Source organism: Paenibacillus taiwanensis DSM 18679, assembly GCF_000425125.1.
GTDB lineage: Bacteria > Bacillota > Bacilli > Paenibacillales > Paenibacillaceae > Paenibacillus_B > Paenibacillus_B taiwanensis.
Map to the genome: position 1 here is coordinate 288,744 of NZ_KE384306.1, position 13,885 is coordinate 302,628.

Annotated in this window: 15 protein-coding genes and 1 pseudogene; all 16 read left to right on the forward strand. The window is 46.1% G+C overall.

Annotated features, from left to right (window positions below):
• Positions 1-209: 209 nt before the first annotated feature.
• Positions 210-599: pseudogene (locus tag H509_RS0110090) on the forward strand (UDP-N-acetylmuramate dehydrogenase); the annotation flags it as partial.
• 16 nt (positions 600-615) lie between these two features.
• A complete protein-coding gene (gene murA / locus H509_RS0110095; protein ID WP_028544976.1) occupies positions 616-1,899 on the forward strand; it encodes a UDP-N-acetylglucosamine 1-carboxyvinyltransferase in 1,284 nt (427 codons plus the stop codon).
• Between the two features lie 63 nt (positions 1,900-1,962).
• Positions 1,963-2,748, forward strand: coding sequence for a cell division protein FtsQ/DivIB (locus tag H509_RS0110100; protein WP_245596022.1), 786 nt, complete (start codon positions 1,963-1,965; stop codon positions 2,746-2,748).
• 239 nt (positions 2,749-2,987) lie between these two features.
• A complete protein-coding gene (gene ftsA, locus H509_RS0110105) occupies positions 2,988-4,232 on the forward strand; it encodes a cell division protein FtsA (protein WP_028544978.1) in 1,245 nt (414 codons plus the stop codon).
• A 66-nt stretch (positions 4,233-4,298) separates the two neighbouring features.
• On the forward strand, positions 4,299-5,429 hold the full coding sequence (gene ftsZ, locus H509_RS0110110; protein WP_028544979.1) for a cell division protein FtsZ: 1,131 nt from the start codon (positions 4,299-4,301) through the stop codon (positions 5,427-5,429).
• Positions 5,430-5,661: 232 nt separating this feature from the next.
• A complete protein-coding gene (locus H509_RS0110115; protein ID WP_028544980.1) occupies positions 5,662-6,645 on the forward strand; it encodes a sigma-E processing peptidase SpoIIGA in 984 nt (327 codons plus the stop codon).
• Between the two features lie 67 nt (positions 6,646-6,712).
• Positions 6,713-7,435, forward strand: a complete 723-nt coding sequence (sigE, locus tag H509_RS0110120) for an RNA polymerase sporulation sigma factor SigE (protein ID WP_028544981.1) — start codon at positions 6,713-6,715, stop codon at positions 7,433-7,435.
• 926 nt (positions 7,436-8,361) lie between these two features.
• Complete coding sequence (locus H509_RS24895; protein ID WP_036696892.1) at positions 8,362-8,676, forward strand: hypothetical protein; 315 nt, start codon at positions 8,362-8,364, stop codon at positions 8,674-8,676.
• Between the two features lie 71 nt (positions 8,677-8,747).
• Positions 8,748-9,530, forward strand: coding sequence for an RNA polymerase sporulation sigma factor SigG (gene sigG, locus H509_RS0110135; protein ID WP_028544982.1), 783 nt, complete (start codon positions 8,748-8,750; stop codon positions 9,528-9,530).
• Between the two features lie 261 nt (positions 9,531-9,791).
• Positions 9,792-10,085: a YlmC/YmxH family sporulation protein gene (locus H509_RS0110140; protein WP_028544983.1), complete on the forward strand. Its 294-nt coding sequence runs from the start codon at positions 9,792-9,794 to the stop codon at positions 10,083-10,085.
• Positions 10,086-10,145: 60 nt separating this feature from the next.
• A complete protein-coding gene (gene pgeF / locus H509_RS0110145) occupies positions 10,146-11,006 on the forward strand; it encodes a peptidoglycan editing factor PgeF (protein WP_036696893.1) in 861 nt (286 codons plus the stop codon).
• Positions 11,003-11,686: a YggS family pyridoxal phosphate-dependent enzyme gene (locus H509_RS0110150; protein WP_028544985.1), complete on the forward strand. Its 684-nt coding sequence runs from the start codon at positions 11,003-11,005 to the stop codon at positions 11,684-11,686. Before pgeF ends, H509_RS0110150 begins: the two co-directional genes overlap by 4 nt.
• Position 11,687: 1 nt before the next feature.
• Complete coding sequence (locus H509_RS0110155; protein ID WP_028544986.1) at positions 11,688-12,146, forward strand: cell division protein SepF; 459 nt, start codon at positions 11,688-11,690, stop codon at positions 12,144-12,146.
• Positions 12,147-12,162: 16 nt separating this feature from the next.
• Entirely contained in the window at positions 12,163-12,432 is a 270-nt protein-coding gene (locus tag H509_RS0110160) for a YggT family protein (RefSeq protein ID WP_028544987.1), read from the forward strand.
• Positions 12,433-12,451: 19 nt separating this feature from the next.
• The gene (locus tag H509_RS0110165) at positions 12,452-13,237 is read left to right on the forward strand and encodes a YlmH family RNA-binding protein (RefSeq protein ID WP_028544988.1); all 786 of its coding nucleotides are present in this window, start codon (positions 12,452-12,454) and stop codon (positions 13,235-13,237) included.
• A 121-nt stretch (positions 13,238-13,358) separates the two neighbouring features.
• Positions 13,359-13,841 carry a DivIVA domain-containing protein gene (locus H509_RS0110170; protein WP_028544989.1) on the forward strand — a complete coding sequence of 161 codons (483 nt, stop codon included), beginning with the start codon at positions 13,359-13,361 and terminating at the stop codon, positions 13,839-13,841.
• The last annotated feature ends 44 nt before the right edge of the window (positions 13,842-13,885 follow it).

The window sequence follows — 13,885 nt, forward strand, 5'->3', positions numbered from 1 at the left end:
TTGCCCGCTTTTTTGCTGCACTTTTTTGAACAAACGATGTATGTTTCTTAAAATGAATATAAGCATATCCCGTTAGCTTTAGACAAAGTGGGCGTCTGTCACACAACCTGAGACATTGTCATAAGATACACTATAATCGTGACAATCTCCCATTGGCAGTAGCTTAGACGTTTATTTCGCCTTTTCTTAATCGCTTTAGGGAGATAACTCCTGACACGGTTGGCGGGGCCGTGTAGACGAATGAAGGCGCAAAGGGGAACGATGTGTCACGCTATTTGAATCTGCTGAGATTGTACGGGAGACAGGAGATTGGTGATTTTCAGCGTGGAGGAAATGCAGTTTGCGTACCGTCATTCCATTTTGCACGATCTAACATTATCGTGGTGGAGACGAAGCATCGCAATGGAGCTTACTCATGGCAACAAAATGGCCGTGGCAAGCGCCGCCGAGGCTTCCACGCAGCATCTCAATTTCATTGTAAACACCGGGCAAGCAACAGCGTCAACGTGCTCACCCTTATAGAACGCATACAACAAATAGTCCCGGAGGATTTCGGGGTGCAGTTGGTGCCCGAAGTATTGGCGGTGGGTGAGCGGTAATCTCGGAGGTGATACATTGGACAAATTGGTGATTGAGGGCGGGAAGCCACTTTCGGGAACCATTCGTATCCATGGAGCGAAAAATGCCGCTTTACCGATTATGGCAGCTGCCATCTTAGCCGACGGTATCGTTCAGCTTGATAATGTGCCTAAGTTGCTTGACATCGAGGTCATGCTGAACATTTTAAGGCGTCTTGGCTGCCGGGCGTCACATGACGGTCACACGGTCACTATTGACAATACTAGTGTACATTCGTCTCATGTGCCTGAAGATTTGATGCGGCAAATGCGGTCCTCCATCTTCTTGATGGGGCCGCTGTTAGCACGATACAAAGAAGTACACATTTATCAGCCCGGTGGATGTGCGATTGGAGAGCGCAAGATTGATCTTCATCTAAGAGGTTTGCAGGCGCTAGGAGCTGCACTTGTGCATGAAGGAAATCGGATTACATGCAAGGCAGAACAATTGATCGGAACGGAAGTTCACCTTGATTTTCCAAGTGTCGGCGCTACGGAAAATATTATGATGGCAGCTGTGCTGGCAGAAGGTACAACGGTATTAACGAATGCTGCACGTGAACCGGAAATTGTAGACCTTCAACGGTTTTTGAATGCAATGGGAGCAAACATAATAGGTGCAGGCACCGATACGATCACGATTGAGGGTGTACGTGAACTAAAGGGCTGCCGCTACGAGATTATTCCTGACCGGATCGTAGCGGGGACGTTGATGATTGCCGCAGCGGCCACGAGAGGAGCGGTAACGCTAACAAATGCCCATGCAGGACATTTGACTGCGCTCATTCACATTCTGCGCAGAGCTGGGGTGCAGATTGCTACAAGTGATGGTATAATTAATGTGACTTGCTTTGGTCGACCTAAAGCTGTGGAACGTATCGTTACTTCGCCTTATCCTGCCTTTCCTACGGATCTCCAATCTCAATTGATGGTGCTGTTGTCATTAGCTGATGGGGTTAGTGTGATGAAGGAGACGATATTCGAAGGACGGTTCAAACATGTTGACGAGCTTGGCAGAATGGGCGCGGACATTCGTGTAGATTTGAGCAGCGCTTTTGTAAGAGGTGTTCCTCGCATGTATGGTACGACTGTAGAAGCGACTGATTTACGTGCTGGTGCAGCGCTTGTTATTGCAGGTCTGGCTTCGCAAGGCCATACAATTATTGAACAGGTGCATCATATTGATCGTGGTTATGATCACATTGAGAATATGTTTAGAAAGCTTGGCGCTAAGATTGAACGTTACACACCAGTTCCAAAGCTAGACTTTGCGAACGGCTGATGTACAGGTACAGAAATGGTGTAGGTCCCCTCTTGCAAGAGGGGACTATTCACGAGAAAGGGTTTGGAGCGATTGCAAGCGAGAACGATTCCACGACTGCCTGACCAACCGAAGAAGAAGCGTAAAGGAACCAAGCTTATTTGGTTGCTCTTTGTTTTATTTCTCGTACTGCTTGCAGTTCTTTTCTTCCGATCTTCCATTAGTAAGATTACAGACGTGCGATTTATTGGCAATACATTGGTTAGTTCCAGTGAGTTAAGTGAAGTAAGCGGATTGCGTGTGGGGGAGCCGTTCTTTATGACCTCGGAGAGTACGATTACATCCCGGGTGCAGAAGCGTTATCCTTATATTAAAGGTTTACGGCTAGAGAAGCATTTTCCTGGCCAAATCGACGTGTATGTGCAAGAATATGAAACAGTTGCTTTTGAATTAACGTCGGACGGGCAGGTGATGGCCTCGCTGGAAAATGGTTCTGATGTGAAACTGAAGCAGGAAAAGAAGCTTGTGTTAGAGAAACCTGTACTGACGCAGTGGTCAGACAAGGGAGCGCTTGCAATCAAGGCAGACTTGTGCAAGCGACTTGCAAACATTCCAAATGGATTGTTAGCTGATATTTCGGAGATTCGATACGATCCTTCTGACTCCTATCAGGATCGAATCAAGATGTATACCCGTTCAGGGTTTGAAGTGATTACGACCGTTTCGATGCTGCCAGATAAGATTGCTTATTTGAGCGGGGTTGTAGAGACGCAGGAGCCGGGTCGGATCACCATGTTAAATGCAGATTCTTATATCTCTTATACGAATCTGAATCAGGGCCAGCAGGAAAAATCCGACGGTGCTGAATAGGAAAAAAACTCTACTCAATAATCTGAAAAAATGCTAGAATAATAGTTATGGTATTTCTCGTTACAACCTGCTTTTTTCTTCAAGTTTTTTTAAAAAATGTATGTCATTGTACGTTTCACTTGACTACATTCAAAAAAAATGTAGAAAAAAGAGGGAATGACTAACGTTTGTTGAATACATACAAGGTGTCCGGGGGATACAAACATACCAATTTACTTGGAAGTGGGAGGTGCCACGGCTTGAGCAGCAATGACATCATTGTGAGTTTGGACATCGGTACATCCAAAGTGCGCGCTATCATCGGCGAAATAAACAACGGAACGCTGCAAATTATTGGCGTTGGTTCTGCTGAATCAGAAGGAATTCGCAAAGGTGCGATTGTAGATATTGACCAGACTGTGCAATCTATACGTAATGCGGTTGAACATGCTGAGCGCATGGTCGGTATTGAAATATCGGAAGTGTATGTTGGAATTACTGGTAACCATATTGGATTGCAAACAAGTCACGGCGTAGTGGCCGTATCAAATGAAGATCGTGAAATTGGCGAAGAGGATATCGTTCGTGTGCTTAAAGCTGCCGAAGTGATTGCTCTGCCGCCTGAACGTGAGATTATTGATGTTGTAGCGAAGCAATATGTCGTTGACGGGCTGCATGATATTCATGACCCTCGCGGCATGATTGGCGTTCGTCTGGAAGTGGATGCTACAATTATTACAGGGGCTAAGACAGCTATTCATAATTTGATGCGCTGTGTGGAGAAGGCTGGACTTCATGTAAAGGATCTAGTGCTGATGCCACTGTCCGGAGGTCAGCTTGCATTGTCCAAGGACGAGAAGATGGTTGGTTCCGTTCTGGTTGATGTTGGTGCTGGAGCAACGACGATTTCGGTCTTCCAAGACGGCACATTAACAGCTACTTCAACGCTTCCAATCGGGGGCGACTTCGTTACGAATGATATTGCGTACGGTTTGCGTACGATGTCAGATCAAGCGGAGAAGATCAAGCTGAAATTCGGTTGTGCATGGATAGATGATGCCTCCGAAGATGCTGTGTTCAAAGTGACACGAATTGGAAGTAATGTGGAAAAAGAGTTCAATCAAGTGTTCTTGGCGAACGTTGTCGAACCGCGTGTGCAAGAAATATTCCATCTCGTTAAAAATGAAGTGAAGCGCCTAGGTTTTAATGATTTACCAGGCGGTTATATATTGTCGGGCGGAACGGTCTCGATGCCAGGAGTGCTGAGTGCTGCTCAGGCGGAGCTACAGACTTCTGTTCGGATTGCCGTACCTGATTTTATAGGTGTTCGTGATCCAGGATTTGTGAGCGGTGTTGGTGTGCTTCACCACGTGCTTCGCTCTGTGCGTCCGCGTGGTGGCGGTGGTGCCAAGAAGACGGCTCCTCGTAAAGTGACTCCTGCGGAGACATCAAACAAACCTGGGTTTATTGAGCGGTTAAAAAATATGTTTAGTGAATTTATTTAAATGGAATGTTACGAACGAAAGTGACCTCGCGCCATCCATGCACATTGAAGGGGAGATGGAGAACTCATGTTGGAATTTGAATTTGAGATGGAACAATTAGCCCAGATTAAAGTTATCGGGGTCGGCGGTGGCGGTAGTAATGCTGTTAACCGGATGATTGATAACGGCGTACAGGGTGTTGAATTTATTACAGTGAATACGGACGCGCAGGCGCTCCACTTCGCAAAGTCTGAGCATAAGCTACAGATCGGGGACAAGCTTACGCGTGGACTCGGTGCAGGTGCTAATCCGGACGTAGGCAAGAAAGCAGCTGAAGAATCCCGCGAGATGATCATGAACACGCTTAAAGGCGCTGACATGGTATTTGTCACTGCTGGTATGGGCGGTGGCACGGGGACGGGGGCTGCACCTGTTATTGCGGAGATCGCACGTGAGTGTGGGGCATTAACTGTTGGTGTTGTTACACGTCCGTTTACATTTGAAGGTCGCAAACGGCTTTCCCAAGCTGAATTGGGTATTGAGGCGCTTAAAGAGAAGGTAGATACTTTAATCGTCATTCCGAACGATCGTTTGCTTGAAATCGTAGACAAGAAGACTCCGATGCTTGAAGCGTTCCGCGCAGCAGACAACGTGCTACGCCAAGCGGTTCAAGGCATCTCCGACCTGATCGCGGTGCCAGGCTTGATTAACTTGGACTTCGCTGATGTGAAGACCATTATGACTGAACGTGGCTCTGCGTTGATGGGTATCGGCATAGCAAATGGTGAAGAACGTGCCTCTGAAGCGGCACGCAAAGCGATCATGAGCCCACTGCTTGAGACATCGATTGATGGAGCACGTGGTGTAATCATGAATATTACTGGCGGCTCCAACTTGTCGCTTTATGAAGTAAATGAAGCTGCTGAGATCGTGACCGCTGCGTCTGATCCAGAAGTGAATATGATCTTTGGTGCTATTATTGATGAAAACATGAAGGATGATATCAAAGTAACGGTAATCGCAACAGGCTTTGAACATAAGCCTGCACCGCCGATGCCTGCCGTACGTCGTCCATCTGCAACACAGAACTCAGCTGCGCAGGAGCCTCATGATTCACGTACATCCACGCTCCGTCCATTTGGCAATCAAGCCTCTTCGGACCAGTTGGACATACCTACTTTTTTACGGAATCGTCCACGCAACTCGAATAACGATTAATCGTTACCACCTATTAAGAGGTGCCCTCAGTCTATCGACTGAGCAGGCGCCTCTTTTTGCTATTTTATCCATCATTATACTTATTGTACATCGTATTGTTGACTGTCCTCGACAAAAAAAGTGACATTCCTCACCCAGTATTAGACAGACTTCGAAGCTTGCGCTCATTATACTAGTCTTAATCTTAACGAACTCAATAGAAACTGGCGGTGTTGTTAAAGGGGGGGGCGCATTGACCGTCATTTATGCCGATCTTGTCTTTGGTTTAAACGCAGTTCTCGACTGGACACTGCTTGCAATGTCGGCGCGCTTGCGTGGACTTCGGCCGTCAACAGGGCGAATGGCAAGTGCAGCAGCAATTGGAACGGTATATGCGGCTGTTCTATTTGTGCCAACAATCCCTTTCCTCGTGACTATAGGGGGAAAGGTGCTTATATCTATATGTATGCTTATAGTGGCGTTTGGATTTCACCAACTTGGATTTTTCTTACGTAACTTGTTAGCTTTTTATTTCAGTGCGTTTGTTATAGCCGGTGGTGCATTTGGAATTCAGTACATGATAAAGGATGCCACTTTATGGTCCTCATTTGGAACGACAAGTGCGGCAGCTGTGCATGAACAATTGAAGTTCGGTGCGGGGCTGCTAGTATTCGGCCTTGCAGCTTCCTATGCGATTTATCGAATCGCTTGGCGTCAGCAGAAGGATCAGACGCAGATGAACAGCTTTATTGCAGAAGTAGAGATCGGCATAGGCGATACGATTAGGACGTGCCAAGGACTTATTGATACAGGGAACAGCTTAAAGGAGCCCATTTCAGGTGCTCCGGTAATGATTACGAATGCAAGCCTGTGGGAAGGGGTACTGCCTGCAGAATGGTTGAAAGCGATTCAAGCAGGAGCAGTGCTGGATTGTTTTCACACATACGATGCTGAGTGCTCGAGCAAAGGTACATGTCCGATTGATGAAGCCAAGCTGCGTATTTTGCCTTATCGTGGTGTGAATCAGGCGACACAGTGGATGCTAGGTTTTAAGCCGGATTATATAGTCGTGAAGCATGAAGGCCTTAGTTATAGGAGTCGACATGTTATTGTCGGGCTTGATAGTGGTCGTCTATCGCAAGATGAACAGTTCCAAGCCATTATACACCCAGAGCTTATAGCAGCAGCACTGCAACAACCGGAAGCCTCTGTACCGGTATCTACGAAGGCATCTTAATAGGATAGTTGCGTAAGAGGCACTCCTATCATCATTATTTTATTTACGTTCATAGGGAGGAACGGCGATGCGGTTGAAATGGAGAATGTTTATACAGATTCAAATGTACAGAATGCTTCTGCTATTAGGTCTTAAACGTGCGGATGTATATTATATTGGAGGAAGTGAAGCACTGCCGCCGCCGCTCACTCGAGAAGAAGAAGAGTATTTGTTAGGCAAGCTGTCTTCAGGGGATACGGCCATACGAGCTATGCTGATAGAGCGAAATCTACGACTTGTCGTTTATATAGCACGTAAATTTGAAAATACGGGTATACACATTGAAGATTTGGTATCGATTGGGGCCATCGGCTTGATCAAGGCTGTGAATACGTTTGACCCTGAGAAGAAGATTAAGTTAGCTACTTATGCTTCACGCTGTATAGAAAATGAAATTTTGATGTACTTGCGTCGGAACAGTAAAACAAGAACAGAGGTGTCCTTTGACGAGCCGTTAAACATTGATTGGGATGGGAATGAATTGTTGTTGTCTGATGTATTAGGTACTGAAAATGACACCATATACAAAAATATTGAAGAGCAAGTGGACCGCAAGCTGCTGCACAAGGCGCTTGATAAGTTAAGCGAACGCGAGCGTATGATTATGGAGCTGCGTTTTGGCTTGTCAGACGGTGAAGAAAAGACCCAAAAGGACGTAGCCGACCTGCTTGGTATATCCCAGTCTTACATATCACGGCTTGAAAAGCGGATTATTAAGCGGTTGCGCAAAGAATTTAATAAGATGGTGTAAAATGCAGGGGTTGTCTCGAAAGTCAGTCTAAACTGACTACGGACGCCCCGTTTTTGTTGACAATTAAAAAGGAGCAAAAAAAATCGCCAAATGTTGTAGAATGGAAGTTACACAAAGCCTACAAAAAAGAGTCGATTTTTTAGGCGTAATCAAGTGAACTAAACAGTATGTCTACACAGGCATCAACGCCCTACCGATACGCGCTGCTTCAGCCCCCATTATGAAGCGCCTGACTGCGTCTTTTTTGCCGATGCCCAAGACTGTGCTAGCCGACGCAGGCTATGGCAGGGAGGAAAATGATTTGTTTGAGATAGGGGAGACAAAGAACCGCGGATGTGCTCCTGTCTTACCGCAGCTATATGAAGGAGAAGACACGTCGTTACAAAAAGGACATTCGACATGCCTCAAACTGGACGTAGGAAGGGCACGATGATCGGTTCGTGTGCCCGAGTAGGCGCTGCATTCGCATTAAGAAATACAAAGCGATAGAGTAGAGCGCAGAGCGCGATGATAGCTGGTGGAATAGGCTGACTTTGGTGGACAGACGATCCGTTATGTGCGGTAAAAACACGCTTTGGGTGTAGTTACTGGCCAAGATATCCGCTATTGCCTCTAAACTACCGCCAATCGAGGAAGAAATATGCAATTAGCGTACCCCCTGTCCGCTAAGCGGCCTACTAATCCTTACATCCACCCGATACCGGATCTCTCGTCCGGTTACGTATACCGGACCACTACCGCAACATCATACCGATGATCCGCGCGCTCTGCGCTTAAGTTGTAACGGGGGCTTTTAATGTGCGCATTTTAGAGGCATTGGAAGAACAGCCTGTTAACAAACACCTGCTCGCACCAACCTTTAAGCACTATGAAAATAAGCAAGCTTAGATGCTTGTGGATTTGGAGTGCTACGTTTATGCGGATTTATGAGAATGAAGGAAGATCAAATGAAAAACGGTCAATTAAAACCGGGCTACGATGTGCAGACGGCGACCGAAAGCCAGTTGCAGGTGGCGGTATCCGTTCCGCCATTTTCCAACAGAAGCATAAGCGCCAATAAAGTTGGACGGAAAACATTACGTTTTTCCGCCCAACTTTTTTATTTTGGTTTTTTTTCGGATAGCCGCTTTTGTATGCAGCAAGGGACCTTAAATTTTTTTAAGCGAGCAAAAATGAAAATAACGTTGATGGGATGCGACTTTGAGCCCTGCGCAGAAGGTTGGGGCACTCCATCTCGATAACAGAACAGGAATAATTCGGGGGTCCAAGGAGATAATGTACATTAATGTTTCTCCTTGGGAGGTAATCACGAATGACCCGAAATAAAGTCGAAATTTGCGGTGTCGATACATCTAAGCTGCCCGTGCTCACGAACGCTGAAATGCGTGCATTGTTCGTGGCTCTACAGGAACGAAACGAACTTATAGCCCGAGAGAAGCTTGTAAACGGCAATTTACGGCTTGTGCTGAGCGTAATACAACGGTTTAACAACCGTGGTGAGTTTGTGGATGATTTGTTTCAAGTCGGCTGCATCGGTCTTATGAAGGCAATTGATAATTTTGATCTAGGGCAGAACGTCAAATTTTCAACTTATGCTGTACCGATGATTATCGGAGAGATCCGGCGTTATTTGCGGGATAACAATCCCATTCGGGTATCGCGCAGCCTGCGTGACATCGCTTATAAGGCGTTGCAGGTTAGGGATGCGTTAACGAATCAAAATTCGCGTGAACCGACCATTCATGAGATTTCGGAAGCATTAAATGTCCCAAAGGAAGACGTTGTGTTTGCTTTGGATGCGATACAGGACCCCGTGTCTTTATTTGAACCGATATATCACGATGGCGGCGACCCGATATTTGTTATGGATCAGATCAGTGATGACAAAAACAAAGACGTGTCATGGATTGAAGAGATCGCACTTCGTGAAGCGATGCGTAAGTTAAATGAACGCGAGAAAATGATATTATCCATGCGCTTCTTTGAGGGTAAAACGCAGATGGAGGTAGCAGACGAAATCGGAATTTCACAGGCTCAGGTTTCGCGCCTCGAAAAATCAGCCATCAACCAGATGCAAAAGCATGTCCGCGTCTAAAACACGATGTGAACCGTGCAGTGAGTAATGCCGCTGACGCATAATGCAGCCCGTTCTGTTTGCAAATGAAGAGGGAGTACAAAAGGCGATCGCATTCCTGATAGGAGGTGGATCGTCTTTTGTTATGTGCTAATGAATGCTCATGCTGCACCCCATACGAGCCGAAGCAAGCAATTGTGTCCGCTTAACTTGTCCGCTGCTCTTTTTTGCTTGATCCGTTCATATACTAGCTAAAAGATGGCAGAGGGTGTGGTGAGCGGAATGAAAATATCGGATTTTCAAACAAAAGATGTTATTAATATTGTGGATGGGAAAAAGCTAGGCCAGATCAGTGATCTGGAGCTTGATTTGAAGCAGGGGCGAATTGAGGCTATTGTTGTTCCTAACTACAGCAAGTTTCTTGGCTTGTTTGGTGGAGGTGCTGAGCTTATTATCCCGTGGCGCCACATTGTCAAGATTGGTGCAGACGTTGTTTTGGTGAAAATGGAAGAAGTGAAGCCGCCACGACTTGAAGAGGGGGAACATGCAATCGCTCCTTATAAAGTCCAGCCATAACAGCTTGTAGGTAGTCTTGCCTTCTTGGATTGTGGTAAACTGTACGATGAGGTGAGGACAATGGAACCTTTTGAGCTCAAGCAATCCGAGCACGGTGATTTTCCGACTGTATTGGAATTAACCAAATGGGTGCAAGAAATATCAGGTTTGACGGTTGGATTTACGACAAGAAACGGTGGCGTAAGTTCAGGCAAATATCATTCGTTGAACTGTGCATTACACGTCGATGATCATCAGGAAGCGGTCATAACGAATCGTCAGCGATTAGCGCAAGTAAGCGGCTTTCCATTCGAGGCTTGGACATGTGCAGAACAAATTCATGGTAACCGTGTACATATAGTAACAGCAAATGATCGTGGCAAAGGTCGAAGTGAACGTGAGGATGCGATTGCTAATGCAGACGCCTTGTTAACCAAGGAGTCGGGGGTATGGCTAACTTCATTTTATGCAGATTGTGTTCCTCTGTTATTTGTGGACCCGACAACACGTGTTGTTGGACTGGCTCACGCAGGATGGAAGGGGACTGTTGACCAGATTGCGATTGCAACGGTGGATGCTATGGCAGATCAATTTGGATGTCATCGAGCGGATATACGAGCTGCGATCGGACCATCGATTGGCAAGTGCTGTTATGAAGTGGACGAGCGGGTTATTCACCGCGTTCAATCCTTATATGAGCAATTGGAACTAGACGTAGAAGATGTGCTGGCACCTGTATCAGATGGGCATGCCATGATAGATCTACGGGAAATCAATCGACAATTGTTGATCAAAGCAGGAATTTTGACAACAAATATCGAATGTACTAATTGGTGTACTGGCTGTCGAACAGATCTGTTCTATTCGCATCGAATGGAAGGCGGACAGACAGGACGTATGGCAAGTTGGATCGGATGGCTGGAAGAAGGGATGACCATATGACGCTACAGCATAGAATAGACAACGTAGAAGCACGGATACAAGCCGCGTGTACACGAAGCGGAAGAAGTCGCGAAGACGTCCATGTGATCGCGGTGACCAAGTATGTGTCGCTTGACGTTACGGGTGCGGCTATTCAAGCCGGATTAACACATATTGGAGAGAACCGTTGGCAGGATGCCGAACAGAAGTGGAATGCATTTCACTCAGATGCGACATGGCATTTTATCGGGTCGCTTCAATCGAAGAAAGCGAAGGATGTCGTTGGTAAGTTTCCATACATCCATTCTTTAGATCGTGTGTCATTGGCGGAAGCAATCGAGAAGCGTGCAAGTTCACTTCAGACGAAAGTGCGCTGCTTTATTCAAGTGAATATTTCAGGTGAACAGACCAAGCAAGGGCTGGCTCCTGAAGAAGTAAAGCCGTTTTTGGAGCAGTTGCGTGAGTACCCGCATATTGTGCCGTTCGGGTTTATGACAATGGCGCCATACGAAGCTGAGCCTGAAGATACGAGACCCGTGTTTCGCGGCTTGCGCCAATTGCGCGACGAGATCAATCAACATTTGTCGGAACCTGTACAACATCTATCCATGGGGATGTCAAACGATTTCGAAGTAGCAATCGAAGAAGGAGCAACCTGGGTTCGACTCGGTTCCATCCTGGTGGGGAAAGAAGGGGAATAAGATGGGCGTAATGAACCGTTTTTTAAATTTTATCGGTATGCAGGAAGAAGAAGAATATACAGAGCGGGAGAAAGTGGCTTCTCATGACGATTATGAGCAGGAGGTTGAAGCGCCTGTATTTGATCAACATCGCAAGTCTGCGAAGGGAGCTAATATTGTGAGTATTCATTCACAAAAGGCTAGCAAAGTGGTACTTTATGAGCCACGCTCTTACGATGAAGCGCAGGAAATTGCCGATCATCTTCGCTCCCGCCGCTCGGTAGTTATTAATTTACAACGTATTCGCAACGATCAAGCGCTGCGTATTATCGATTTTTTGAGCGGAACGGTGTATGCTTTAAGTGGTAATATTTCTAAGATTGGCAGTAATATTTTCTTATGCGTACCTGAGCATATTGAAGTACAAGGTTCAATTACAGAAATGTTTTCTGAAGAGCTTGATTATAATCAAATGAGGTGAACTTAATTTGACTGGGTTGGAATATCAAATAATTAAGTATATAAATGTGTTATTTGAGGTTTATTGGTGGCTCATTATTATTTATGTGCTCATGTCTTGGGTGCCGAACGTTAGGTCCAGTTTTATCGGTGAAATGATTGGCAAGTTGGTAGAGCCTTACTTGGCGATATTCCGTCGCTTTATACCCCCACTCGGCGGCATGATCGATATTTCACCGATCGTTGCATTGTTTGTGCTTCGATTTGTAAATATGGGATTAATAACGGTTGTTACCTCTATTTTGTAGCAGATGAAGGATAAAGCAGATGGGGAATGAACAATTAATGGTTCACTTTCACCCTGAAGAACGGGTATTTGTGGACAGAGCTCTGGAATGGATTAAGCGTGCCGCAGAGCATCATGAAGTACGATTAACCGATTTTTTGGACCCGCGCCAAGTTTTCATTTTACAAACGTTGGTGAATCGTCATCCTGACGTTCAGGTTCGGGTGGATGGCGGATATGCAGGTGCAGAACGTCAGCGAGCTTGTATTGCTCCTGATTATGTATATTTGGATGCGGAGCCGATGAACATTGAGGTGTTAGACATCGAATCGCCTGATCGCAAATGGCTGGAGCTGGAACACGGAGATTTTATGGGTGCGATGCTCGGACTTGGCATTAAGCGAGACAAGATTGGAGACATCCACGTGGCGGATGACGGTTGTCATGTGCTTGTCACGGACGACATTTCCTCCTTTTTGGATACACATTTGCAGCAGGTGCACCGTGTGCCTGTTACAACTGTGATTTTGCCGCTCGCCAAGCTGCGGCCTGTAGCAGTTACACTTAAACCGATGCAGCTATCTGTTGCCTCGATGCGGCTTGATGGAATTGCAAGTGATGTGTACCGCCTTAGCCGAACGAAGATCGTCATTCCTATCAAGGCTGGGCGATGCAAGGTGAATTGGAGGGTGGAGGAAGATCCATCCACGCAACTGCGGTCGGGGGATGTTGTCTCTTTAAAAGGGTTTGGCAGATTCAAGGTGCTAGAGGAAGAAGGCATAACAAAGAAAGGCCGTGTCCGTGTGACTGTCGGCGTATATGTATAGACGTACAACCATAACACAAATAATTAGACTAAAGAAACGGCAGGAATAATGACAGTTCCTGTCGAATGATTGTAACCACTAACTGTTTTAGAGGGTTCGTAAATTTGAGGAGGTGCACACCATGCCTTTGACACCATTAGATATACATAATAAAGAGTTCGGGCGCAAGCTGCGTGGATATGATGAAGACGAAGTAAATGAATTTCTGGATCAAATTATTAAAGATTACGAAGCGATGATCCGTGAGAATAAAGAAATTCAGAATCATGCGCAGTCTTTGCAGGACAAGCTGAACCACTTTGCGAACTTGGAAGAAACGTTAAGTAAAACGATTATTGTTGCACAGGAAGCTGCTGACGAAGTGAGAGGTAACGCGAAGAAGGAAGCACAGCTTATCCTGAAAGAAGCTGAGAAAAATGCAGACCGGATCGTGAATGATGCCTTGTCGAAGTCACGCAAAATAGCGATGGAAGTAGATGAACTGAAAAAACAAGCCTCGATCTATCGCGCACGCTTCCGTACTTTGATAGAGGCACAGCTTGAACTGTTAACTCAGGATGGCTGGGAAGCGCTAGAGCGAGCTGAAGTAAGAGAGCCTTACTAATGCTCTATTTGTCGGAGGATAGCGGAACGACGTTGACTTTTTTT

Bases quoted from the DNA above. Each gene is read 5' to 3' on its own strand.
- H509_RS0110170 (WP_028544989.1), top strand. From the start codon at position 13,359: ATGCCTTTGACACCATTAGATATACATAATAAAGAGTTCGGGCGCAAG.
- ftsZ (WP_028544979.1), top strand. From the start codon at position 4,299: ATGTTGGAATTTGAATTTGAGATGGAACAATTAGCCCAGATTAAAGTT.
- pgeF (WP_036696893.1), top strand. From the start codon at position 10,146: ATGGAACCTTTTGAGCTCAAGCAATCCGAGCACGGTGATTTTCCGACT.
- sigG (WP_028544982.1), top strand. From the start codon at position 8,748: ATGACCCGAAATAAAGTCGAAATTTGCGGTGTCGATACATCTAAGCTG.
- H509_RS0110150 (WP_028544985.1), top strand. From the start codon at position 11,003: ATGACGCTACAGCATAGAATAGACAACGTAGAAGCACGGATACAAGCC.
- H509_RS0110140 (WP_028544983.1), top strand. From the start codon at position 9,792: ATGAAAATATCGGATTTTCAAACAAAAGATGTTATTAATATTGTGGAT.
- sigE (WP_028544981.1), top strand. From the start codon at position 6,713: ATGCGGTTGAAATGGAGAATGTTTATACAGATTCAAATGTACAGAATG.
- H509_RS0110155 (WP_028544986.1), top strand. From the start codon at position 11,688: ATGGGCGTAATGAACCGTTTTTTAAATTTTATCGGTATGCAGGAAGAA.
- H509_RS0110165 (WP_028544988.1), top strand. From the start codon at position 12,452: ATGGGGAATGAACAATTAATGGTTCACTTTCACCCTGAAGAACGGGTA.
- H509_RS24895 (WP_036696892.1), top strand. From the start codon at position 8,362: ATGAGAATGAAGGAAGATCAAATGAAAAACGGTCAATTAAAACCGGGC.